The organism is Gilvibacter sp. SZ-19, assembly GCF_002163875.1.
Lineage (GTDB): Bacteria > Bacteroidota > Bacteroidia > Flavobacteriales > Flavobacteriaceae > Gilvibacter.
In genome coordinates this window covers 2303974-2328751 of record NZ_CP019333.1, presented here as the reverse complement: position 1 = coordinate 2328751, position 24778 = coordinate 2303974, and the positions used below count along the sequence as shown (strand labels likewise).

At 42.0% G+C, this 24778-nt stretch carries 26 protein-coding genes; all 26 read right to left on the bottom strand.

What is annotated here, in order from left to right; genetic code table 11:
- Nucleotides 1–60: 60 nt before the first annotated feature.
- Nucleotides 61–1131: a glycosyltransferase gene (locus tag BTO09_RS10885; protein ID WP_087524807.1), complete on the bottom strand. Its 1071-nt coding sequence runs from the start codon at nucleotides 1129–1131 to the stop codon at nucleotides 61–63.
- Nucleotides 1128–2234 (bottom strand): glycosyltransferase, encoded by a 1107-nt coding sequence (locus tag BTO09_RS10880; protein ID WP_087524806.1) that lies wholly within the window; start codon nucleotides 2232–2234, stop codon nucleotides 1128–1130. The genes BTO09_RS10885 and BTO09_RS10880 overlap by 4 nt, the downstream gene beginning before the upstream one ends.
- Nucleotides 2231–2782 carry a serine O-acetyltransferase gene (locus BTO09_RS10875; protein WP_087524805.1) on the bottom strand — a complete coding sequence of 184 codons (552 nt, stop codon included), beginning with the start codon at nucleotides 2780–2782 and terminating at the stop codon, nucleotides 2231–2233. The genes BTO09_RS10880 and BTO09_RS10875 overlap by 4 nt, the downstream gene beginning before the upstream one ends.
- Entirely contained in the window at nucleotides 2782–3912 is a 1131-nt protein-coding gene (locus BTO09_RS10870) for a glycosyltransferase family 4 protein (protein WP_087524804.1), read from the bottom strand. The genes BTO09_RS10875 and BTO09_RS10870 overlap by 1 nt, the downstream gene beginning before the upstream one ends.
- Nucleotides 3912–5282, bottom strand: coding sequence for a hypothetical protein (locus BTO09_RS10865; RefSeq protein WP_087524803.1), 1371 nt, complete (start codon nucleotides 5280–5282; stop codon nucleotides 3912–3914). Before BTO09_RS10865 ends, BTO09_RS10870 begins: the two co-directional genes overlap by 1 nt.
- A complete protein-coding gene (locus BTO09_RS10860) occupies nucleotides 5272–6501 on the bottom strand; it encodes a hypothetical protein (RefSeq protein WP_157663492.1) in 1230 nt (409 codons plus the stop codon). Before BTO09_RS10860 ends, BTO09_RS10865 begins: the two co-directional genes overlap by 11 nt.
- Nucleotides 6488–7612 (bottom strand): dTDP-4-amino-4,6-dideoxygalactose transaminase, encoded by a 1125-nt coding sequence (gene rffA, locus BTO09_RS10855; protein ID WP_087524801.1) that lies wholly within the window; start codon nucleotides 7610–7612, stop codon nucleotides 6488–6490. The genes BTO09_RS10860 and rffA overlap by 14 nt, the downstream gene beginning before the upstream one ends.
- The gene (locus tag BTO09_RS10850) at nucleotides 7612–8478 is read right to left on the bottom strand and encodes a formyltransferase family protein (RefSeq protein WP_087524800.1); all 867 of its coding nucleotides are present in this window, start codon (nucleotides 8476–8478) and stop codon (nucleotides 7612–7614) included. Before BTO09_RS10850 ends, rffA begins: the two co-directional genes overlap by 1 nt.
- Complete coding sequence (locus BTO09_RS10845) at nucleotides 8475–9401, bottom strand: glycosyltransferase family 2 protein (RefSeq protein ID WP_087525547.1); 927 nt, start codon at nucleotides 9399–9401, stop codon at nucleotides 8475–8477. The genes BTO09_RS10850 and BTO09_RS10845 overlap by 4 nt, the downstream gene beginning before the upstream one ends.
- The gene (locus BTO09_RS10840; RefSeq protein ID WP_087524799.1) at nucleotides 9398–10093 is read right to left on the bottom strand and encodes a cytidylyltransferase domain-containing protein; all 696 of its coding nucleotides are present in this window, start codon (nucleotides 10091–10093) and stop codon (nucleotides 9398–9400) included. The genes BTO09_RS10845 and BTO09_RS10840 overlap by 4 nt, the downstream gene beginning before the upstream one ends.
- On the bottom strand, nucleotides 10093–11256 hold the full coding sequence (gene neuC, locus BTO09_RS10835) for a UDP-N-acetylglucosamine 2-epimerase (protein ID WP_087524798.1): 1164 nt from the start codon (nucleotides 11254–11256) through the stop codon (nucleotides 10093–10095). Before neuC ends, BTO09_RS10840 begins: the two co-directional genes overlap by 1 nt.
- Nucleotides 11253–12251, bottom strand: coding sequence for an N-acetylneuraminate synthase family protein (locus BTO09_RS10830; protein ID WP_087525546.1), 999 nt, complete (start codon nucleotides 12249–12251; stop codon nucleotides 11253–11255). The genes neuC and BTO09_RS10830 overlap by 4 nt, the downstream gene beginning before the upstream one ends.
- 135 nt (nucleotides 12252–12386) lie before the next feature.
- The gene (locus BTO09_RS10825; protein ID WP_157663491.1) at nucleotides 12387–13028 is read right to left on the bottom strand and encodes a CatB-related O-acetyltransferase; all 642 of its coding nucleotides are present in this window, start codon (nucleotides 13026–13028) and stop codon (nucleotides 12387–12389) included.
- A gap of 74 nt (nucleotides 13029–13102) precedes the next feature.
- Complete coding sequence (locus BTO09_RS10820) at nucleotides 13103–14119, bottom strand: glycosyltransferase family A protein (protein WP_087524796.1); 1017 nt, start codon at nucleotides 14117–14119, stop codon at nucleotides 13103–13105.
- 11 nt (nucleotides 14120–14130) lie between these two features.
- A complete protein-coding gene (locus BTO09_RS10815) occupies nucleotides 14131–14988 on the bottom strand; it encodes a glycosyltransferase family 2 protein (RefSeq protein ID WP_087524795.1) in 858 nt (285 codons plus the stop codon).
- Nucleotides 14985–15767, bottom strand: coding sequence for a glycosyltransferase family 2 protein (locus tag BTO09_RS10810; protein ID WP_087524794.1), 783 nt, complete (start codon nucleotides 15765–15767; stop codon nucleotides 14985–14987). Before BTO09_RS10810 ends, BTO09_RS10815 begins: the two co-directional genes overlap by 4 nt.
- A gap of 9 nt (nucleotides 15768–15776) precedes the next feature.
- On the bottom strand, nucleotides 15777–16859 hold the full coding sequence (locus BTO09_RS10805; protein WP_087524793.1) for a GDP-L-fucose synthase: 1083 nt from the start codon (nucleotides 16857–16859) through the stop codon (nucleotides 15777–15779).
- Between the two features lie 2 nt (nucleotides 16860–16861).
- Complete coding sequence (gene gmd, locus BTO09_RS10800; protein ID WP_087524792.1) at nucleotides 16862–17974, bottom strand: GDP-mannose 4,6-dehydratase; 1113 nt, start codon at nucleotides 17972–17974, stop codon at nucleotides 16862–16864.
- 134 nt (nucleotides 17975–18108) lie between these two features.
- The gene (locus BTO09_RS10795) at nucleotides 18109–19137 is read right to left on the bottom strand and encodes a glycosyltransferase (protein WP_087524791.1); all 1029 of its coding nucleotides are present in this window, start codon (nucleotides 19135–19137) and stop codon (nucleotides 18109–18111) included.
- Between the two features lie 185 nt (nucleotides 19138–19322).
- On the bottom strand, nucleotides 19323–20081 hold the full coding sequence (locus BTO09_RS10790) for a glycosyltransferase family 32 protein (RefSeq protein WP_087524790.1): 759 nt from the start codon (nucleotides 20079–20081) through the stop codon (nucleotides 19323–19325).
- A gap of 18 nt (nucleotides 20082–20099) precedes the next feature.
- The gene (locus tag BTO09_RS10785) at nucleotides 20100–20468 is read right to left on the bottom strand and encodes a DapH/DapD/GlmU-related protein (RefSeq protein WP_232454950.1); all 369 of its coding nucleotides are present in this window, start codon (nucleotides 20466–20468) and stop codon (nucleotides 20100–20102) included.
- A gap of 203 nt (nucleotides 20469–20671) precedes the next feature.
- Complete coding sequence (locus BTO09_RS10780) at nucleotides 20672–21418, bottom strand: glycosyltransferase family 2 protein (RefSeq protein WP_087524788.1); 747 nt, start codon at nucleotides 21416–21418, stop codon at nucleotides 20672–20674.
- Nucleotides 21419–22429 carry a hypothetical protein gene (locus BTO09_RS10775; RefSeq protein WP_087524787.1) on the bottom strand — a complete coding sequence of 337 codons (1011 nt, stop codon included), beginning with the start codon at nucleotides 22427–22429 and terminating at the stop codon, nucleotides 21419–21421.
- Entirely contained in the window at nucleotides 22429–23253 is an 825-nt protein-coding gene (locus tag BTO09_RS10770) for a glycosyltransferase family 2 protein (RefSeq protein WP_087524786.1), read from the bottom strand. The genes BTO09_RS10775 and BTO09_RS10770 overlap by 1 nt, the downstream gene beginning before the upstream one ends.
- 1 nt (nucleotide 23254) lies before the next feature.
- A complete protein-coding gene (locus tag BTO09_RS10765) occupies nucleotides 23255–24028 on the bottom strand; it encodes a glycosyltransferase family 2 protein (RefSeq protein ID WP_087524785.1) in 774 nt (257 codons plus the stop codon).
- 11 nt (nucleotides 24029–24039) lie between these two features.
- Nucleotides 24040–24774 carry an FkbM family methyltransferase gene (locus BTO09_RS10760; RefSeq protein ID WP_087524784.1) on the bottom strand — a complete coding sequence of 245 codons (735 nt, stop codon included), beginning with the start codon at nucleotides 24772–24774 and terminating at the stop codon, nucleotides 24040–24042.
- Nucleotides 24775–24778: the final 4 nt, after the last annotated feature.

Sequence of the window (24778 nt, the reverse complement as noted above, 5' to 3'; positions counted from 1 at the left end):
AGCAGCGCCAGACCTATATGAAGACCCAACAGTTGCACATAAGTAAACTTGCGGATATTTTTAGCGTACTGACTCATAATACTGCACCAATTTAGGTATAATTGCTCGTATCGAGTATTCGGATATTACCCTTTCGTGAAACGCCGCTGCCATATTCGCATTGTCCTCCTTAAGAGCCTTGATCAAAGCTTCTGCTAGGGCCGTTGGATTTTCTGGAGGAACCAAGTAACCATCATTTCCCAATACACTTGGGCATTGCCCAACAGCAGTACTAACTACTATCATGCCCATACCTCCATATTCCAAAAGCGCCATGGGTAATCCTTCTGCTTTTGAGGACAGTAAACCAAGTCTGCATGCACGCATGAATCCGTTCACATTCTGTTTTGATCCGTGCAGAAAAACAGCAGCTGCCAATTCGTATTTCTCAATTCGAGCATTTACCTCCTTTAAAATACTGAGATCGGTATGCCTTCCGATTAAATGCAGGGTGGCTTCTGGAATTGCACGCTTAACTTTGCTAAATGCCTCAATTGCATTGAGATGATCTTTCTCTTCTCGGAAGTTGGCCATCAATAAAATGCGCAAGTTAGGGTCTCCTTCTAAATCAACAGGAATGACCTTATCGTTGTCTAGAATAGGTACGCCATTTTTAAAATAAGCTACGACCGAACATCTTAAATAAGACTCAGACCATGTTTTAAGTTGTTCATTCACCGTCAATATCGCAGAGAAATAGCGAGAACACCAACGAAGCACTCCCAAATACAATCGTCCCATTGCTTGAATGTTCCCATAATGGTTGTGCCAGACCACTTTAGTACTTCCGAGAAAAAAATGTGCCAACACAGCTGTCAAAAATGATGAGCCGTGGGCATGAATAATGTTTATTTGATTGTTTTTGCAATACCGCACTAATCGGACTACAGCTAGAATATCAAGAGCAGATCGCTTTTTTAAAAACAGATAACCGACTCCTTCGTTCAATTGCTCTTTTAAGTCACCTTCTTCTCTTGTAGTACAGAGGTGAGACGCCAAAATTTCAGGCTTCAAGGCATTGGCATAACTCACTGCCACACGTTCGGCACCACCGGCATGTAAGGAATCAATAAGTTGGATCGCCTTGATCATTTCAAAAGCATTTCTATTTCTGATTCGAATTTATCTAAGGTGTATTGTCTTGACCAGGCCGCTGCAGCCGCAGACATGTTTCGAAGTCGTTTGGGTCGCGATAACATTGCCTGGATCGTTTCTGCATCGGTCTTAAAATCCAACAGCAGCCCTCGATTACCATAATCCAGCATCCACGGCACACAAGACACAGCACTTGCCAATGGAATTGCTCCCCAAAACATGGCCTCCGCAACAGCTTTAGGCCAACCTTCTGATTTAGAAGGTAGGATCGCAAAATCTGCTTTCTTTAAAGCCGAAGTGACCACTTCTTTGGGCTGATTCCCATGAAACACAACCTCATGCTCTAAAGCGCATTTGACCGCAAGCTCCTTCAGCTTGGCTTGTTCTGCTCCTGCTCCAAAAACATCAAACTTAATTGAGATCCCTCGGTTTTTTAATTCCGCCGTTAACTCAATCGCATAATCGACTCTTTTGTTTGCGCTTAAGGTTCCTAAATAGACCATTTGTATGGTTTCAGTATAGGAGCGTTCATGTAGCGCCTCTTTATCTTTTTCCCAATAGGTCGCAGTAAAGAAGGGTTTTATGTTTTTAGATTGATTTGGCCAATCTCCGTACACCAAGACCTGCATATTTCTTGTTAGAAAGGAATTGCTGAGCAGATACTTCTGTAAACGATAGGTCCACGGTTGGGGGGATTCCGGATCCCAATTACCTGCGTATTTGGCGGTCTTAATTTTTCTTGGAAATAAGAGCTGCATCCAACTAGAAATTAAACCGATATTTCCCGGACAACGCAAATGTATATGATCTGCCTTAGCCATCGCTATCAACATCTTGACCTTAATTATGGGCAAAGCCCATAGCATCCTAAAAATTCCTCCAAACGAATTCATATCGAATGCCGGAATAGAGACCACCTTAATATCTTGACGCGCTAAAGGTTTAGTAAGCAAAGGCTTGTCATAAGACGTTGGAGCCATTACCGTGACATGATCTACTTTATCAAACCACAGATCCATTTCCATAACCAAAGGAGAATAGGCTACCCAGCCATCTGGTGTAGCAATAAAAGGCGCAGCTCCAACGACTAATAATTTCATAAAATATAATCTGAAGAGTCCTTATCACTTATTTGAACCGCAGGAACACCCAGTACTGTCGTGGATGCTGGTACATCATTAATAACTAATGAACAGGCCCCCAAAACGGCATCGTTTCCGACCTCTATGCGTCCAGCCACCACTGTGTTTGCGCCAATATAAACGCGATCTCCTATACGTGGCACTCCTCTATTCGATCCACGACCACTAACTCCAATAGTTACTCCTTGAGACAGGTTACAATCTGCTCCTATCTCGGCATTGGCATTGACAATTATTCCTCCAAAATGACCGATATAACATCCAGGACCGATACTAGCCGAATAAGGCAATGAGATTCCAGCTATCATCTCAATCCACTTCTGCCATAGCAGTCCGAAACCGAGTAAAATACGCTTAAAGATCCCTGGTATCTTGGAACGATATATCCTATTGTTTATACGATAAACACATAGCGCCCAAAGTCCTTGTTGAGTAAGCAAAAGGACAAGTGCGCTCTTGTTGGAGTAGCGTTTATACTTGGCGATATCTGCTTTAAATCTGGTCATTATTTATCCAATAAGGTTCTGTAAAAATTTAAGTTGGCCTCTGTGATCTTTTCCAGTTCATAATTCGTTAGAACCTGCTTTCGCGCCGCCTTACCCATAGCTTCCGCCTCCGCAGGATGATCCAACACCCAGTTTATTTGTGCGGCAATATCATCTGGTTCGTAGACGTCTGCCAGCAATCCAGTTTCTCTGTGAATTATGGTCTCTGGTCCAGGTCCATACTTTGAAAAAACCACCGGTCTTTCCAAAAGCATGGCTTCTAAAGATACTAATCCTTGTGTTTCCATATGAGACGGGAATACACAGACTGCAGCACTTGCATAAGCTTTATCGAGCTCGGGGCGCGACACGGGCCCCATAAATCGCACATGCTCAAAGTGGTCTTTAGATAATTCTGATCGAAGCGATTGCTCAAATGATCTGCCATCGGGGTAGAACCACTCTCTTCCGTAAAGTTCCAAGATCAAACTTGGTCGTTTTTCTCTTGCTAGTTTAAAGGCCTGAATAAGTTGCCGTACCCCCTTTTTCTCGCAAATGGTTCCCGCAAACAAGATTAAATTCTGATCGACTTCAACTTTAGGAATAGCAACATCGGTCTGTATCGGATTAGGGATAACAGAAACGGCTGCGGTGTGATAACTGAGATATTTTCCAGTATGGTTTAAAACGTATTTGGTGCCCGCTATAAAAGCATCTGCCTTTTTAAAAGAACGTTTTTCCAACGCGCCACGTCGCCAATTGATTCCCCGGTTCTCAGCCTCCGCAAAAAAGTGATGACCACCGTGAAGTCGAATAACCTTTTTGGCTGCCAAGCGAGAATTGATAAAGGCCAAGCCAAGTTCTGAAGCCTCAACTATGGCAATAGGATCTTTTTGGTCTAATTCCCTGAGCTTTTTATTTATTGCAAAGGCATTATAAATAAAATTTGGCCCAGGTAAGGGATTCTTCTTCAAACGAAAAAGCACAACACCTTGATCGTTCAATACTTCCTCTTGAGACTTTACTCCCGGCCCAACAATACTAACCTTGTGTCCCTTGGTGACAAGGGAGCGTCCTAAGGTCTGCAAAAAAGTGCCTATGCCACCAGATGACCAAAGCGGATATTCGTGAGAAAGAAATACTATATGCATCACAAGAGTAGTTTTCTTATTTTTTCTGAGGCCTGATTGGGGTCTTTAACCACTTCCTGAAACCAATCGTTTATAGTGGTCTTTTCGCCCAATAGAACCTTTTTCAACAGGGAATTGACCTCATTTTTATTGCTCAACCACAAAACAGCACTGGAATTGGGCATGCTTCTAAAGTGTTGGTATTGGTAAACTGTATTCACAGACCAAGAGCTGGCTTCTGGAACATCGTAATTAATGAAAATACAAGGCTTGCCGAACATCCCAAAATCGAAAGCCATGGTAGAACCTACATTGACTACCACATCAGCATAAAAAGCAGTACTAACAAGTAAATCAATGTCTTCTGAAGCTGGGTATATGGTGGTCCATACTTTGCTATTGAAATTCCATATCGGCGGGGCTTCTTTGATAAGTTCCGGAAAACGCTTCACAACGGCCTGGAAACGCCCCGATACATCAACAGGGCAACGTCTAAAGAGAATTTGAAATTCGTCTTTATAAGGGCCATCTAAGATCTCTTGGGCAATATCATTCAAATATTGAGGGTCATACGGAGAGGTGCGAACATCGTCTCCGGAGAAACATAGGATACGCTTTTTAGGGTCTAGATCATACTTGGCATAAAACTCATCCTTTGGAATTAGATGTTTCTCGTGCTCATAGAACTCAAATTGCGGCGTGCCCGTTACCACAAGTTTTTCTGAGTCGATCTCCGGATAGAAAAGCTGCATTTCTGCAAACATATGGTCCGACCAAAGCAAATATTGATCTGCTCGCAAGGCTAGTCGCGCCTTGGGTAAATTATCCCAAGAATAGATCACGGTTACGGTTCGAATACCCAGATCACGGGCAGCCATAAAGATTCCTGGAGCACTCAAAGCTCGCTGATGGGTACAAAAAAGTATGTCCGGGCGATGTTGTTCTAAAAGTGACCTGCACTCACCGTAAAAAGGGTTCTTTCTCAGGGCTTTATCATATCTAGATTCCAATCGCAAAATAGCCTTGTAATTGGTGTAGAAGCGAGCTGTAAAAATAACGGCTGCATAAAACACTTTGAGTTTTAACGACTTTGGTCGTTTACCCCAAAATTTTAAAATGGTAGGATTCGAGCTGATCTTGGCGTTGTGAATTAAACGAGCTCTATGGATCAGTTCTCGCAGAAACTTCTCCCTAAAACTTTCTTTGTACTTGGGAATTTGTTGCTGGTACTCCGCCGGAAAATGTTTAGATATTTCGGTTAAGGTTTCTTTGTCAAAACTATGCAAGAGACCTCGTTTAATACCCTCGCCCTTAAACAATCTTGTGTAGAGATAGTTTTTTATTCCTGTGCCGTCAGGCACTAAAACAAGTATGTTCTTTTTATGCTCCAATCCAAGCCAATTTAATAAACATATTATAGCTACCGTAAACGCAAAGTAGCACGATTAATCCTTGATTGAGTTGCTTCCAGAAGGAAGGTATATTCCCTTTCATCAACTGACGTTCAAAGTAGAATAAGGAACCAATTGCCAAGGGGGCGAGCCAACGCAACTCCACAAAAGAAATGATGATCAAGGCAAAAACTGAGATGGTTCCCAGTAATGCCAAAGGTATATAATTGACAGCAGCGAGACTGCGCTTCTTCCATAACTCAATAAGAGCAAACCCTAAGATCAAAAAGTAGATCAGACCAACAGAGCGGGTTGTATATTGAAAGACATAAATAAAGTCTTTTACAAATTCCTTAATGGTAAATGCGGGGTCCTGGAGCATGGCTTCTGACACAGTCCTAGGGAGCGCATTTTCACCATATTTTCCCAAATAAGCATCTGTCTGTTCCCAAGACGGATGGTTATAGTTGGACAAGGCTCCTTGATTTACCATAAGCTGCGCTAGATACTGACGTTGTGGCCAGCTAGCAACAGTTCCTGTAGGCGGTAACTTCTGATCGTAAGCCAGCTTTCCGTTCTCTTTTAAGGACGGGTAATTCAAAGCCAATAGTAAGACTACTAAAGCCACAGCCCAGTACAATTTCTTTTTGTGCCTCAGCAAAGAATCTCGGACATACCATAAGGCCAGAAGACAGGCTGGCAAATAGACAAGGATCAACTCCCGCGTAAATACGGCGCTAATCATAGCGATCAATAAAAGAAGAGGACTTGCGTTTGCCTCGGCATCCTTGATTCGGGAGGTCTCAACAAAAACAACAGCTAAACAACAGGTGAAAAACGCGTCATTAGTACCTAAATAGAAGTACCCATAACTGCTGATGTAAAACAAGAGCAATCCAAAAAAATTTGAACTCAGCAGGACTCGCCTTCGATAGAAATAGTAAGCTAGAGCAAACAACATTACAAGATTGGTCACTCGCAGTGCAAGTCCTGTAGATAAGATCGAGTTAAAGGGATAGCTCAAGATCATATAGGGAATAGAAACTCCTTTTGCGACAGCGCTGTAATAGCCTTGCTCTTCTAAAAGCTGCAAATCCGCAATGAACTGAGACTCATCGCCCAGGCCAAATGGCTTGCTTAGAAAGTAAAAGGCGGCCAATAGTCCGTAAATTAGGACAGACCCGCGAAAAGTATATTCAATAAGTTTATTGTATTCCATCAAACTGTTTGACTTGCTGGATGATGTAATCCACATCTAAACCATAATACAATGGAAGGCGTAACAAACACGCCGTATATAAATCAGAATTTTCAAGAGGTTCTCCATGATAAAGATCCTTGAAAAAAGCGCTCCTATGTAAGCTTTGGTAATGAAAAACAGCCAAAATATCTCTATTCTTTAAGTGACTAATCAATGCTGCTCTCTGTTCTTGGTTCTGGCAGACCAAATAAAACATGTGAGCATTGTTGACTGCGTAATCTGGTAGCTTGGGCAATTTTATTCCTAAAGCATCTGCCCAAGACTGCAGCTGATCGTGATAGGCTCTCCAAATGCGTTTGCGTTCTTGTTGAATCTTATCTAGTTGCTCGAGCTGTGCCCACAAATAGGCCGCATTCAATTCGCTTGGTAAAAAGGAAGAGCCTACATCTACCCAACCATACTTGTCTACCTCTCCTCTAAAAAAAGCACTTCTGTTGGTACCCTTTTCCCAAATGATCTCCGAGCGTTTGAGAAACCGGTCATCATTGATCGTCAACAAACCACCTTCTCCACACTGCAAATTCTTGGTCTCGTGAAAGGAAAAGGCTCCTAAATGGCCAATTCCCCCTAAATATCTACCCTTATAGGTACTAGCAATAGCCTGAGCCGCGTCTTCGACTACAAAAATTCCATGGGCATCTGCCAATTCCATAATGGGGTCCATATCACAAGCGACTCCAGCGTAGTGAACCACCACAATGGCTTTTGTCTTAGGGGTAATGAGTCCTTTGATCTTAGCCGCGTCTATATTTGGATGCTCTGACTGACTATCTGCAAATACAACCTCAGCCCCATGCAATACAAATGCATTGGCTGTTGAAACAAAAGTAAAAGAAGGAACGATTACTTGGTCTCCTGGCTGAATATCCAATAAAATCGCTGCCATCTCTAGCGCGTCGGTGCAGCTAGTGGTCAACAAGGTCTTTTTAAACCCATATTGAGACTCAAAATAGGATTGACACTTTTTCGTATAATGACCATTTCCGGAGATCTTCCCTTTAGAGACAGCATCTTCGATATAATGCAGTTCCTTACCAGATAAATAGGGTTTGTTGAAAGGATACTTCATTATTTGAATCTGCAGCGAAATTTATTGCCTAACGAAAAATCATCGCCCTGCTCGGTTTTTAATACTTCTAGGAGTAATAGACCTTCTCCACAGACAACTACTGGCTTATCTTCTTGCTTAAAAATTAATTTACCAGGAGTTCTATTGGCAATGGAAACATCGGGGAGCGCTCTAACTGAATCTACTCGCAATTGCTGCTGACCCAATCTGCACTTTGCCCCATTATAAGGTTTGCCCACGGCATTGACATGCCTCTCGATCTGTTCGGCTGTTTGCGTCCAGTCTATAAAATAATCTTCATCATCGCGCCAAAGACTGTAGGTGGCTTTGGTTTCATCTTGATTTTGAGGTGTCAATGCTCCCTGTTTTATTTTATAGCATAGTGCCGCAACGATCTCCTTGTAGCAAGCTGCTATCTTTATAATAGCATCGGCTATTTTTAAAGGGTATTGAACCCCAATGGCTTGTTGCAGTACTATTGGTCCTTGATCGTAGGAATCTGTGCCTAACAAGGCGGTTACTCCTATTTCTTCATCACCATTAATCAAGGCAGTCACCAAAGGGTTAAACCCGCGATATTTAGGAAGCAACGAGTCGTGTAATACGATCAAGGTCTGATTGGCTGTGGGGTAAAGTAAAAAGCGCCAACCCGCGGCAATTAGATAAGAGGAATTACTAATGGTGTCTTTATCTAAAGTGTAGGTGTAGCCCTTTGCCTCACAATAATTTATTATTTCCTCAGAATGATCTGCTGTTATATGGGTATCTCGTCCAATAACCACTAGGTCAAGGCCGGCTGATTCTTGCTCCATACCTTGCAATGCAGCGAGTCCTTTTTGTCCTGAGATATATAGCGTAAATGTCATATTTCCTCTTTAACGATATAGGTCGGGCGGTCTTTCACGTTTTCGAATATCTTTCCAATATAAAGTCCAGAAACACCTAGAACAAGTATTAAGATTCCCGACAAGAACCAGATACTTAACAACAGTGAAGTGTATCCTTCTACTACAATATCTCCTTTAATCCATCGAATCAAAATCCAAATTGCAAACGCCGATGACAGAATTACCATCAAAACACCTAGTTTAATGGCCAATCGCAAGGGTTTGTCAGAATATGACAATATAATATCCAAGGCTAAGTTTGTTCGTTTCTTCCAATTATAAGCCGAACTCCCCGATTCACGACTTGCATGATTTACAGCGATCGAGGTCGAATGAAACCCAACCCACTTAACCATAGAAGGGAAATATCTATTCTTCTCTGGTAAGTCCACTATGGCAGCGACAACCTTTCTATTGTATATCCCATAGTTCGCGACACTTCCGTCGTATTTAGCTCCGGACAAATAAGAAAGCAGTTTATAGAACCAAAGTGAAAATCTTTTTTTGAGCCACGAGTCTTTTCTTTTCTGACGTTGAGCCAACACAATGTCATAACCTCTTAAAGCCTCCTTATAAAGCTTTGTGATTTCTTCTGGCACATCTTGTAGATCGGCATCCATAACGACAACCCAGTCGCCATTGGAATGCGCTAGACCTGCAGAGATCGCGTAATGCTGACCAAAATTCTTACTCAGATTCAACCCTCGGACCTCCGGGTGTTTGGCCGCGAGTGATTTGATTATTTCCCAAGAATTGTCTGGACTGGCGTCGTTCACAAAAATCAATTCCGGCTGGGCATTCAATTGCTTCATGACTTCGAGCAAACGCTGACAGAGCTCTTCCAACATAGCCTCATTGCGATATACCGGTAATACTACACTTATCTTTATGTCTTGATTCATGCCTCGCTTGCTTTTAACCATTGCTCTGCCCTTTCCCAATCTTCCAGGGTATCTAAATTAATTGCAGATTCCGAAGGGTGGACAACATAAGAAAGTGCTTCTCCGTAAAAGGAGTTCGAATCTTGCAAAACAGTGTTTGCAGTTATATAAATGGCGCCATCTCTAACATAGCAAGGAGGTAATTCTTGTCTTCGTTTGATAATCTTGCTATCACCAGTTGCTATGCGGAGTCCCTTTTCTGTGGGCATAAATACCCAATGGGGATTGTATTGATGCGGAACTTCTATAACAGAAATTAAAGAATCTGCTCCATCATCAATGTACTTTTTTACTGCTGAGTCTATCTGTGTAGAGGTCCTAAAGGGTGTGGTGAGTTGCAACAGACAAACAGCGTCGTAATGGTAACCCTGCGAAGCTAGCGTATCTAATGCGTGATTCACTACTTCTAAAGATCCAGACTGATCTGTAGCCAACTCGATTGGACGTTTAAATGGAACCCACAATCCTAAGCCCTTGGCCATATCCATGAGCTGCTCATCTTCCGAGCTAAAAACAACATCGGTGAGCATTTGAGCCTCTTGCGCTGCTGCTGCGGTATAGGCCATAAGCGGCTTATCGCCCAGCATTTTGCTGTTCTTTGCTGGTATTCCCTTTGAACCTCCTCGCGCCGGTATGAGACCTAGGATCCGCATTAATAGGTTATTGTTTTGTGAAAACGCAGCGGTAAGGTGGCCAATATTTCGGCAATTCGCTGCCCGCTTTGGCCATCACCATAAACCTTACTTTGACTATTCTTTGGGTTCTCTAACTGATCAGAAATAGCCTTTTGAATTTCTGCTGCTTTATAGGAAACATCGATAACATTTTCGCCACGAAGCCTTCTGTTTTGGCGTGTTCCTATATTTACTACCGGCACTCCTAAAAAGGCACATTCGCGAATCCCTACACTACTATTACCTATCAAGCATTTACTGTTGACCAATAACTTCAGAAAATCATTGGGTTCCATATTCTTAAAAAAGCGAATATGATCTGGATTGTGTTTTTCCCGATACGATCGAATACCTCTAGAGGTTCCGTCAGCTCCCGAATCTACATTGGGCCAAAACCAAAAGGTAGGCACTTTTAACTGGTCTATGACCTCTAAAGTAGTAGTGATATCTTGTTTCGCTTGCTGATATTCCGTGGTCACCGGATGCTGCATGACAACGATATAATCCGAATTGTGATCTATCTGCCCGCCGACTCCTCCGTATCGCGCTATAGGGTTGAAATCCAAAGCTGGAGTTTCGAGTACATTTTTAGCAATGTCAATTGAAGGACAACCTGTATTGAAAACATAGTCTGGATCCTCGCCCATTTTAATCACGCGGTTTCGCGCATCTTCTGAGGTCACAAAGTGAATGTCTGCCAGTTTGGTATTGGCATGTCGCACTTTTTCATCTATGTTACCAGTTACCTCCCCTCCTTGTAAATGAATCAAGGGTATGTTTTGGTATGCTGCCGCAATAGAGGTCGCTATAGTTTCAAAACGATCGGCAATAGTTAATACAGCGTCTGGTTGCAGATTGTAAAAAACATTGGCCAATTCCATGACACCGAGCCCTGTGGTCTTGGCCATTGCAGTCTTATTTTCACCTTCCAAGACCATAAAGACCTTTTCATCGATTGAGAAACCGTCTTTTTCAATGAAATTGACAGCATTTCCATAGCGATCTAACAAAGCAGAACCTGCTACAACTAATTGCAAGGTCAAATCAGGATGTGCTTTTACCGCCTGCAAAACTGTCTTGACCCGACTGTAAGATGGTCGAGCTGTGATTACCGCACAAATCTTTCGTGGTGCTGAACTCATAGGGAAATGTCGTTTTCGGTTAAAAAGTCCCAAGCTTTAAGGTCCTTTTTTAGGGCTTTGCCCAATACAGACTCAAAATCAGCAGCATCAATACCAAAATTCTTAGGTTTTTTAGCCTCCAAGTCGTTAAAGGTCAGTACATGCCCTGCTGCCAGATCCTTATTTACGGCAAGCGATTTTTCAAATATCGATTTCAACGATCCGAAAGCACTATTATCGCTTTTATTTACAGGTTGCTTTAAAGCTGCATGTACGCTATTTACCCCTGTAACCAGATCTTTTACCTCGTTTATGGTTAAAGAGGAACTGCTATCGGGGCCAAATTGAGCCCTATCAAAAACCACATGAAACTCCAAGATTTCTGCACCTAGAGCTGCAGCTGCTATTCCAGTAGATACTTTTGCTGAGTGATCAGAGAACCCAACAGGCACTCCATAGCGATCCTTAAGCTCTTGAATTACGTTAAATCCATATTGCTCAGGGGCTGTAGGATAACTGGTAGTACATTGTAATACAGAAAACTGAACCTCTCTTTCTTTTAAAAATGCCACTGTTTTATCCAGTTCTGAATAATTACTCATTCCACTAGAGATGATCACTGGTTTTCCGGTCTGCGCTATCTTTTCTAACAAGAGAAAATTATTAACCTCGCCACTTCCGACTTTGTAAACATCCACCTTAGCCTCTTCTAATACAGCTACAGCCGCATTGCTAAAGGGACTGCTTATAAATTGCAAGCCAAGCTCTCGACAATGATCACCAATAGCTTGCCATTGTTCTGGTGTAAACTCCATGCGCTTCCAATAGTCGTAGCGCGTTTTATCTTGGCTGCTGAATTTAATCCGAAACGGCTCGTGGATAGAACTTTCTGCGTGTGCAATATGCGTTTGGAACTTAACTGCAGTGACTCCTGTTTGAGCCAATGCGTCGATATAGGCATGAACTGCACCAAGACTTCCATCGTGGGCTTGTCCTATTTCGGCAATAGTAGTGATCAAGGCAGTTGTTTAGTTTGAGTTGTACTCAAATTTAACCATAAATTACCAACTGAACCCTATTGATTTCTTTTTCTGTCAACAAGGAAATCAACTATTTCTACAAGAGATGATTAATCTCTTCTATTAGATCTTTTAATCGAAAATTGACGAGCTATTGCTAAAGTCTTTGGTGAACAAATGACGGTGTTGCTCGAGCTTTTCGGCATCAAAATCCCACCATGCCAATTCTTGTATCTCTGCGATGATCTGATCGGAAAATCGTTGCCCGATCTGCCTTGCAGGCACACCACCAACAATAGTAAAAGGCGCGACGTCTTTGGTAACCACTGCTCCACTGGCAATTATAGCACCATTGCCAATATTTACATTGCCAACAATCAGTGCATTGTGACCCACCCAAACATCATGACCAATTCGGATTTTTTTGATCTCTTTAAGATCTTTCAAGTCTCCGTCAAAAAGGTTTTCATTGATGTAGGTAGTTAAATGGCTAGTTGGATGATTTGTGCTGTGAATAGCTACATCTGCACCCAATTGACAATAATTGCCAATTTCGATATCACCGTGGAGAAAATTGTTATAACCTAGTGTAGTGGCATAACCCAATTTAACACGACCTGAGAAATTACAACGGTCTGGAACTTTGTTCTTTCCTTTGAATTCAACATTTTGAAGACCTCTGGAATATCCGCTCAACACTACCTTATCAGAAGCCTCGACAGTGTTGAGAAAATAGTATAGAACGCGTCTGACAAATAATCTAAATGGCTTCAAAAGGCATGGCTTTACACTTTCAAACTTATGGATTTTCGTGCAGCATTAATAATAATTTCTGTGGAAAGAGGGTCTTAGTATCGGTTTGCTCCTTCTTTTAAACCCAAAAATCGAAACCAAGTTGCTCTGAAGTATTTGCTAAGCAAAAGGCGAATGACCAACTTTTTAAGTCCAAAGGGAATCAAAGACCAACGACGTATAGGCAGCGGAGCTATGGCATCTACCTTAGCTGGCTTTATACCGTCCAATTCAGATTCCATCCACTCCAGCGGGGTGTTTCCCATATGATAAGCAAAATTCTGTGTGGTTGCCAAACGCCACAATTTTGACCTTTCTACAGGAATATCTAGATAATCTCTATCTGCCTCTGGTGCATAAGCTAAGCGACTCCAGGTATTAGGACTGTTTTTAAAGACCTCATTGCGATAGGTGGCCACAAAGTGACCACAACCCACAACAGCCGTGCAATCTTTAGCTTTAACCGTCATCTGATATTTTAATCGCAACTCGTTCTTATACATGGATTCCGATTGCCCTATGCTCTCAGCGAATTTTAGCATCGCCTCCGGATTGGCAGCACTTCTAAAACCTAGTTTTCTTTGGAAAAAGGCGTCAAAAAGGGTATTCACTGTATGATTGGCGAAAGTTGTACCATGCGGAACTGGAGAAACCATACCGGCCTGTGGGATTTTCGCAAAAACGGTCTCCACAGCTTGCATCCATCCACCTAGAAACAACACATCGCTATCTGTAATGGTAATCAGAGGCTCCTGACAGCTCTTAGCTATAGGCACAACTGCGTCTATCTTGCCCAAATTCGTGCTGTGGTGCACGAGTTGATCGATCACACCAGCGACAAACTGTTGTTGCAAATAATCGGTTACAACTGAGCAACTTCCGTTATTGACAACAGTGAGCAAAGCACGGTCATGCCGTGTTTTTGATAAAGAGTCGAGCGACATTTTAAGCACTTCAAGACTCTGCTTAAAATAAGGGTCATCTAGGTCTGGAATAAATACGGCTGTGATGATCCTATGCAAGGCTGAACTAGCCAGCTCTTTCTTATTGTATGGGTTTCTGCCTACGCGCATGAATCACGAAGTTACTGTTTTAAACAAGTAATTGGAAAAAGCAGGCGTTTCCATTTAGAAAACATGGGTTTGCTATTAGGATAAACTTCCGCATAAAGTCGTTGCTCCATACGAACTAATTTACTTGCAATGCGTCTCAAGTGCATAGGGTTAGAAATACCCAGGGCTTTTAGGTTTGCATACATGGTTTTACTCAGACCTAAATACTTTTCTTTTTGCTTAGAAAGTCGCTTACCACTTTCATGTTCCCTGTAATACGCAAGGGATTCGTCCAGGTATTTTATCTTATTGAAATAAAAGAAACGCTGATAGAAATCTGCGTCTTCGCCCGCTTGTAGGTTCTCATCAAAACGCAGATCGCCAACAGCTTCTCGTCGCATTAAAACGGTCGGAGCTTTTGGCAGCCAGGTACCCAAGGCATTCCAAAATACGTAACCACTTCGGAGGTGCGCTTTATCGGCGCTAGCCCCCAATACTTTACCCGTGGTTTTGCCCTCTGAATCAATTACCTCTGCCGCGGTATGCACCAAGCCAATATCAGGATAAGTTTTAAAGACTTGAAGTTGAACTTCTATTCGATGTGGTTTGAACTTATCGTCATCGTCCAAAAAGGCAATGAACGCGCCTTTGGCTTTGGCCAGACCAAAATTACGAGCTGATGAGATTCCACCATTTTCTTTTCGGTAATAATTCACCGCAGTAAAAGAAGCACACAGTTTTTGAATGGCATCGGACTCAGAACCGTCATCAACAACAAGGATCTCGATATTAGAATACGACTGATTTAGCACACTATCAATGGCCTGCTTTAAATACTCGGTCCTATTAAAAGCGGTAATTATAACACTAACCAAAGGCAGCTTTTTCATAGGTCGCGTAGTCTCTTTTTGAGTCTCTTCAAAATTCCCTTTACGGAATATTTTGGCACCCGCGATTCTAGTAATTCCTGCTCTATTTCCGCTTTCATTTCGTGGTACATACTACCATAGCAGTGTTTTAGCAGTCTTTCATCCTCGCTTAGCTTTCTACTTTTCCAGTCCGGGTCGTTACTGATTCCCGAAAGATCGAAATGCGTTAAAAAAACAGGAACATGAGCGAATTTTATATTGTCAGCTAAGTAGGCCTTGATGTAAAAGGCCCTATCCGCTCCCATAGGAAATTGTAAGTCATAACTTCCTAGTTTATCAAAAACACTGGCTTTGAACAGTGTACTTTGATGGGGTAAGGAGGTTTTCATGAAATAGGCCGGATACAACTCATCGGGATACTTTTTACTGCCTTCTGCGAATAGATAATCTCCGTAAATTATATCTCCTGTAAAACTTTGGTGACCAATAAAACGGCTTAAAGCTGTTGTGTCTGCAAGAAAATCTCCACTGTTCAAAAACAACAAATACTCACCTTCTGCCTTAGCGATACCCTTATTCATCGCGTGATAAATTCCCTCGTCCGGTTCACTTACCCAATGAGAAAGACTTGTGGCATTTGCTTCAATAATTTCCTTGCTGCCGTCTGTTGATCCGCCATCGATGATCAAATATTCCCAATTCTTAAAATCTTGGTCCAAAACAGACTGCACGGTTTTCTTTAAACCCACTGCATTGTTAAAGTTCACAGTGATAATAGAAAGAAATACCCGCTCGCTCATGTCAGTATATTATCGGTTCAAATACCACTGATACATTTTCTGAATACCCCCCGGCAGATCCACTTCGTGTTTCCAGCCCATGGTATTGATCTTACTTACATCGGTCAATTTCTTCATGGTCCCATCTGGCTTATCGCTGTTGAAATAAAAACTTCCAGAAAAACCAACAACAGACCTAATAAGTTCGGCTAAATCGGCAATAGAAATGTCTACCCCGGTACCCACATTAATATGGGTATTTCGGACTTCTGTCAAATGTGCTGTCTCTTTTTTAAACTCGTAGGTATCCATCAAAAACACACAAGCCGCTGCCATATCTTCGACCCAAAGAAATTCTCGCATGGGTTTACCACTACCCCATATCTCTACCCGAACCTCATTGGCATCTTGTTTCACACCAAAATCGTTGAGTTTCGCAAGAATATTTGCTTCAGATGCTTCACCGCTAACTCCTTCTATTGGTAAGTTATTTAGGTCTGTTCGGATCTGCTCCCAATTGTTTTCCTCTAGCGCTTTTGCTAGGTGGATCTTTCTGAGTAAGGCCGGTAATACATGTGCCTTTTCCAAGTCAAAATTGTCGTGTGGCCCATACAAATTGGTGGGCATTGCAGAGATATAATTCGTGCCGTATTGCAAATTGTAACTTTCGCAGAGCTTAATACCTGCGATCTTTGCAATAGCGTAAGGCTCGTTGGTGTATTCTAATGGATTGGTAAGGAGTTCGTCTTCTCGAATGGGCTGCTTGGCCTCTTTTGGATAAATACAAGTACTTCCTAAGAACAACAACTTCTTAACACCGTTCAAATAACTTTGATGCACCACATTGTTCTGGATCATCAAGTTATCATAGATGAATTCGGCTCTATAGGTATTGTTAGCAGCAATTCCTCCCACCTTTGCAGCTGCCAAGAATACATACTCTGGTTTGTGTGCAGCAAAGAAATCTGCAACAGCAACCGGATCTCTAAGATCCAATTCCGAAGAGCTTCTGAGCACAAAGTTGGTATATCCTTGATCTAAAAGTGTACGATGAATGGCACTCCCTACCAAGCCTCGATGACCTGCGATATAGATTTTGGAATCCTTATTCATCGCTATTCGTAATAGTTCATAGTATTGTATCCGCCGTCTCGAAGATAGCGTTCTTTACCCATCAGTTTCAAATCGCTGCCCACCATCTCTTTGACCAGATCATTAAGTTGGTAATTAGGAGTCCAACCCAAAACTTCTTTAGCTTTAGTGGCATCTCCAACCAAGAGGTCAACTTCTGTAGGTCTGAAGTAATTCGGATCGATCTGTAGCACTTGTTGGCCAACTTTAAGATCGTACTCCTCGTTACTAACAGCGCTTACAAAGGCCTTTTCGTTAACACCCTCTCCTTCGAATCTTAGACTTACTCCAACTTCGCTAAAAGCCATCTTTACAAAATCTCGCACGGATGTTGTCTTTCCCGTAGCTATTACCCAATCTTCCGGCTTATCGTGCTGTAAGATCATCCACATCATGCGCACATAATCCTTGGCATGCCCCCAATCGCGTTTAGCATCGAGGTTCCCTATATAGAGCATGTCTTGCATACCCAGGGCAATGCGAGCCACGGCGCGAGTAATTTTACGAGTCACGAAGGTCTCTCCACGTATTGGAGATTCGTGGTTGAACAAGATCCCATTACAGGCAAAAATATTGTAGGCCTCTCTGTAATTGACAGTAGCCCAATAGGCATAGAGCTTTGCGACGCCATAAGGAGAGCGCGGGTAGAATGGCGTTTGCTCTGTCTGAGGCACCTCTTGCACCTTTCCGTATAATTCTGAGGTAGATGCCTGATACACCCTAGTTTTATTCTCTAAACCTAAAAATCGAACCGCTTCTAAAATTCTCAATGCTCCAATACCATCTGCATTGGCCGTGTATTCGGGTACTTGGAAAGATACCCCAACATGACTCATAGCCGCCAGGTTATAGATCTCATCGGGCTGAATATCGTTGATCAAACGAATCAAGTTAGAACTGTCTGTCATGTCCCCATAATGCAAAATGAACTTGCGATTATCGGTATGCGGGTCCTGATAGAGGTGATCTATCCTATCAGTATTGAACAATGAAGAACGGCGTTTGAGGCCGTGTACGGTATATCCTTTTTTCAATAGGAATTCACTTAAATAAGCTCCATCCTGACCGGTTACACCGGTAATAAAGGCAGTTTTCATCTATTTAAAAATTTTTATTATCGTATTAATCAAGCAAATAAAAATTATTTGCATAAATCAACCGCTTCGCTTTCGCATAAAAAATTTAATTATTGCAGTGGATACGCTTCTAATTAAATTTGTTCATGCTCATTTCATGGGGTTATTGTTTTATACACTTCCAGGTATTTTAGGGCCTGAGTTTTTGCTTCGAATTGCAATTTAGCATCTTCCCGGATAGCATTTCGGTTGTAATGGTGTTTTTCTTTAAAGAACTTATTAAGAGTTTGCCCTAATGCCTCCGCAGAAATACTGTCAGCCATAAGGCCGTTGAATTCATCCCGAAGGGTCTCTTTCATACCTCCTACCCTAAAGGAAACTATAGGGGTCCCAACGCGCAAAGCTTCTACCATAGTATTGGGAAGATTATCTTCTATACTCGGCAATATCAGTACATCTGCCGCTTCATAATAGGCCGAGATCTGATCGAAATCTCGAACTACACCAAGAGATTCAACCTTGATGTTCGGATTGTCAAAATCGATATTGCCCTTTCCTAAAACAAAGAGTGTCAATGGAAAGTCTACCGCCGCTAGGGCATCTTTAAGCAGTTGCATTCCCTTGCGCTCCACCAGCAGATTTTGAGCAATTACGATAGCTGTATTAGCTGCGGATGTAGGTTGGGTTGCACTATTGTTGGCCTTTGCAAAACTAATAGGGTTGGCAATATGATAAAAATCCGCCTGTGGAAAAACTGCGCTTGCTTGCGCCTCTTCTAGCAACCACTTAGAAGGTGTAACCACAGCCAATCGATCTAAATGCGTGTAAGCCTGAGCCTTTAATTCTAGTATTTGCCTGTCTAAGGCTTGGGCGCTACTATTGACCTTTTGCTTATCTGTGCTGTAGTGAAAAATACCCATAAAGGCATTCATATCGTGTAAGGTCCAAACTATGGGTTTATCTATGGTCCGAAAAAAACTCAAATCTACCATATCGTTGATCCAATGTAAGTGGATCACATCGGCTTCTTTTACCAAAGGGTGATCCTCTAATTTGAATCTGGAATAAGGCCCACTGAGAATCTCATAAGGTCCTTGATTGACCAAAGTCTTAAGGGTACGAAGTAATCGGGTGTAAGTATCTGGGAAGAATCGTTGCTGAAGTTTTAACTTCAAGCTGCGCAACCCCTTGGGTTTTGAATAGCTCAGAAGCGGATCACTTTCCCATTGTTCACCATTAAAACCCAGCGTTTTACTCTTAGAAATATATGCCGATTGAACCTGGGGTGATAAATTGTTTAAAGCATCATGGAGTCGCTTTGCAGCTATGCCTGCACCTCCGAAAGCAGAATTGGTTATGTGGACAACTTTTAAGCCGATGACTTTCCGATTAGTTTGTGATAGATCCTTCTGGCAAATCCTTTTCGATACCGTCTCAAATACGCTTTAGGATATTTGTAAAAATAATAATCCTGATGGACCTTCAGAAATTGTATGAGCAACCACCACAAGCTTTCTTTTTTGTCTGGATTCCAAGAATGATCCCAAAGGTGAATCCCATAGGTTTTTGGAAGTACGAATTGCTGCGGATCTTCGTCTCTTTGCTCATAGGGCATCGGATAGCAAAATTCCGGAGGAAAAAGCAGCTCTCCCTCTTGCAAATTATCGTCTTGAATTTGCGCTTTAAAAGTATGGGTGATCACCGGCAGCGAGTAGCGATTAAAGTAATTCTTATCGTAAAAATCTGCCATCAGATTAAAAAAGCGATGCTGTTTCTGGCCTCCAAAAAATCCATAGGCTACACGCCCAGGCACCTCATAGGCAGAAAAGAACTTATACTTTCTCAGTTCGTCTATTGGCTTAACCAACAGCATGTCTGTATCGAGATAAAACCCGCCGTATTCTTGCAAGGCCTTTACCCGAACGCAGTCTGCTACAAAGGCATACTGCTTCTCTCGCAGGGCTTGCTCACAAAAAGTATTGAAGTATTTGCTGCTGTTTGATTCATCCCACAGGATGATCTCGTAGTCCGGACAGTACTGGCGCCAACTGGACAAACACTGCTGGGCCAGCGGCGGAAGCGGTTTTTTACCAAACCAACAATAATGAATAATTTTGGGAGTCAACATGCGGTATCCTTTTAACGTCTAAAAGACGTAGAGACATCCTTGCTCATTTATACACCCCAACATCTGCTCTTTCATTCCTTGTGTTAGCTGCTGATCTAAAGTATATTCAGCTCCAAAAGTATTAGACGGTTTCATATTGGCTTTCTCACGTGCTAAGTATTCTTCTATGGTGCAAATGAACTTAGCCGGATTTCCTGCAACAACTGAATTTGACGGCACATTTTTAGTTAGTACAGAACCGGCACCAACAATGACATTATCGCCTATGTTTACCCCGGGAAGCACAATACTATTAGCGCCTATAAATACATAATTTCCAATAACGACATTTTTTACCTTTGTGTGGTCTAAATGCATTTTGGTACTCGCGTCATGCGCTAATATCATTACTCTTGGAGCCAGAGTAACAGAATTCCCAATTTTTATGTGCCAACAATGTGAGAAATCTATGACGCATTCCGGCAGCATATTAAAACTTTCTCCTATGGTGAGTCCGTTATCTAGCAGTTTATTAAGATAAGTTTCATGACTAGTTATTGGGGCCTTTTGACTCCCTAAGATCCTATTTTTCCAATATTTTAGAGTATGTCTCATTTTGGCTTTAGTATACTTTTTAGTTTAGAAAGCTTATTTGCTATTCTTTGATGTGTTTTGTAAATGATATACTTTCTAGGAAAGTGTTTTTGTAAGCATTCTCGACGCTCATTAGCTTGAAGCAGCTTGTATTTTGGATCCCAAGATATTCCTCCTGGTTCAAAATCACTAACGACCAGATCCAAATGTTGGTATGACGCATTATATTTACAAATCGCACAAATAAAAAATTCCCAGTCAGAAACAATATCTAAAGCTTCGTTGTAATAAAACACCTCATCAAATAAAGAACGTTTAATAAATGATGCAGGATGAGGCAATGAAGCCTTAAAAAAATACTTAAAGTCTAGAAATTCTGGGAAATGAGCTCTATGGGTATTACCTGCTTCCACATACTGAAGATCTCCATAATATATGTCGAGGCCTGTTTTTAAATAAGGGCTAGCACAATACAACACTTGTTCATTCAAAAGCACGTCACCGCTGTTCAAGAAAAGTAAATAAGTGCCTGTAGCTGCTTTTATCCCCTTATTCATTGCGTGGTAAATTCCGCGATCAGTTTCAGAAACCACGTAATCAATATTATGCTTAAATGCTTCTAAAACATCTTTACTCCCGTCTGTGCTATTGCCGTCTATTACTAAATATTCAAAACGAACTCTTTGCTGAGATATAACACTTTTTATGGTGGATTCAAGCCCTGCGCTGTTGTTATAATTTATTGTAATTATGGAAACCATCATTTACAATTTATCGCCGATTTTATTTAGTATACTTCCAATTTTCTTAAATATCCTAGCTAAAAGCGAACGCTTTACTATTTTGGCCTCATAGGGCATGCGAACTGGATATGCGATCGGAATCTTTCTAAAAGAGTCAAATTGCGATCGAACAAGTTCCTGTCGGTAACCGGTATACAATTCCCTAAGCAGCGGGAAATCGTTGAAATCGTAGCGATTGTATTCTCTGGAAATCGCATCCGAATCTTCGGCCAATTTGCTAAAATGATAAAAGACCAGATCCGAACCGTCATTCAATAAGACGCTGTCTTCACTGATAGAAACAATTTGCCTTTCATGCAGGTTCCACGGCGCCATATTGTAATTGAACGTACGTAGCACTGCAAAATCCTTGTAAAAGATTGGCGCTAAGGCCATCCAGAGCTGATCCACAAAATATCCTTTGTTAGGTCTGTCATAACCGTGATTCAAGGTTCTGTGCTCCCACCAATCTAAAAGTTGAGCTGTCGCTTCATGCTGCGGATTCAAACCTAGAAACCCAAGATTGTAGATCCCAAAACGCAAAAAGGTATTCTCATCCGGTTGTTTACCATCTCTTGGAATGGGATTCAAAATGTGTGGTGTTAGCACACCTGATCGCTGCTTTAATAGTGTATTGGTCTCTGTAAGGGCTCCGTAGAAATACAAATCCGGATCTAAATAATAGATACTCTCGGCATCAGGATTTTGGGCGATCAGATACTTAAAAGCCGAAGCCTTGACTGCGGTATTGAATTCAATGATATAATAACGAGCAATAAGGTCCTGAAGGTCTAAACCGGGAACTTCTGCCACTGGTATTACAGTAGCTGGCTCACATAAGCTATAGTCCGCTTCCGGATGAAGCTGGTCTACCAAAATAATGTAAAACCTAAAGTCTGGATTGTGTTTTAGCAAGGAGTTCTTAAGCGCTATGGCCTGACCCATATAATTGTTGGAGCAGATGGTAAACGCAAGGTGCTTGGCTGTATTCATTAGGATCTTAAACCGAGTTTCTTCACAATTTTGGCCATGAGGCGCCTGAATTGATACTGCAATTTATACTTTTCTCTTTGGATTGCTACCACTTGACTGTAATAGATGAAATCAGTCCGATTGACAGCTTGGTTAAAAGGAGAAATGCGGAAGTACTTTAAAACATTCTGAACAAAATCTGCTTCTAACTTAAAATCTGTACTGCTGGACGATAAGCCTCCAGCGGCAAAATCGGCAACCACTACATCCAAATATTCAAACTTCCCATTGGCCCAAGCTTTTAGGTTAAAGTCCCAGTCCGCACTTTTGGTGTAGTCCGTGTTGAAATCTCCAAGCTTTTGTTTAACAAAGTCCGATCTGTAAAACATGGCCTGATGGCAAATATTTTGATTCAACAACTTCTGTAGGTTAAAAGGCCCTGCATATCGTTCGCCATCTTTCGCCCAACCTGTATCGCCTAGTATTTGAACATCGCCATAGACAACATCCGCCTTAGATCGTTGTGTTTGCCCGAAAATATGCTGTAAGACCGTATTGGAATGGAATTTGTCGTCGCTACCCATAAAGAACATCCATGCACCTGTAACTTTGGTCATCGCCTTATTCATGGCATCGTAGATACCTTGGTCCTTTTCAACGTAAATACGCAATGCAGAGATGCGCGTAGCATAACGCTCGGCAACCACTACAGTGTCGTCTTGAGAATTACCATCTTGAATGATGACTTCCAGATCTTTGAAAGACTGCTCGGCTATGCTAGAAAGTGCCGCCTCTAAGGTTTGGCCGGAATTATAGGTCGGTATGATGATGCTAAAACTTGTCATACTAATCGATCCATTGGATGTTGGAATCACCTTTGGTCAAAGACATTTTAATGCTATCAAATAGGCTCAACTTAGCCTTATGCGTACGAACTGCTCTTTGCGCCTGTTGTAAATAAGTGGACTGGTCTGCACTTTGCTGCCCATCGCGCTTTCTGAAAGCGGCCAACTGCTGCCTGCTACAGTACAAGGTTTGGTGATTAAAAAACCGCATCCACAGTTCAAAATCCGCAGCAAGAGAATAAGACATATCTAAATGAGCTCCTGCTTGTTCCCACAAACTGCGTCTCCAAAAGGTAGACTCCTGTTGAATGAATTCGAAGGTGTCTAAAAATCTCATCTTATAGAAATATGCTCTTGTTGCAACGGGTGGACGCTGATAGAGCAAGGCTCCTTGCTCATCAATAACCGAGGGGTAACCTTGTAACCAATTTAGCTCAGACCTGCTTGCAAATAGCTCATTTACGTATCTCAATGCCCCAGGCCAAAGCACATCGTCACTGTTTATCCAGCACATAATATCACCTGTAGCCTTGGCAAAGCCTTTATTTATGGCATGGTACATCCCCTTATCCGGTTCAGAGACCCAATAGGACAATTGGTCCTGATAGGACCTGATCAAGTCCGCCGAACCGTCTGTACTCCCACCATCGATTACAATATATTCTAAATTGGGATAGTCTTGCTCTAAAACAGAACGCAAGGTAGATTCCAAGAAGTCTACTTGATTGTAATTAGGCGTAACAACAGATATTTTTAAGGGCTCTATTACAGACAAAAGCTAAGGGATCATTTGTATTTGTTATACTTGAAAACCGCATGGTCTTTGCGAATATAAAAGGTGTCCATTTGCCAAAAGGCTTGATCCTTCTCTCGCAACATAAAATCTACAAGTTCTATGGGAGCAAAACCTTGCTCTTCCATATATTTAGTCATTTCCCAATACCGCAGACTACTGTCTGTAAGCTTGAAATTATAGGTTTCAATAATGACCAACTCGGCTTGTTTAAGCAGTTCTTTAGCACCTTCTAATATGGGAATCTCATAACCATGTGTATCTAGCTTTAGCAAGAAAGGGCCTTTTAAAGACTTTCTATGAATTTCATTATCGAGACTTATCTGCGGAAGCTCGGTCGTATTTTCTGAGGTATCAATGGCAGTCTTGGCCTGTCCGCCAAATGGGTCACTATCGTCAAAAAATACCTTTCCATCCGAAGGGCCGGCAACTGCAATGACATAATCCACATTAGGATGCTCGGTCTTTAAAGCTTCCAGCCCAGTTGTATGTCTGCTTTGTGCCTCTACCAAGAGGTAATTGGCTTTGGGAAAAGCACGCATACAAGCTGCAGACCAACGCCCGTCTGAGGCGCCCACATCAATCACAGTGTGAACCTCGTTTATACGCCTTGCTGTGCGTGCCAAGTCGCGATCCATAGTGAACCAGTTCTTGGCCGGCTTGTTGTGATTGGCAATTAGGCTGTAGCCCGTTTTGTTGATTATCTTTTTAAGTAAGGACTTTATCATACGC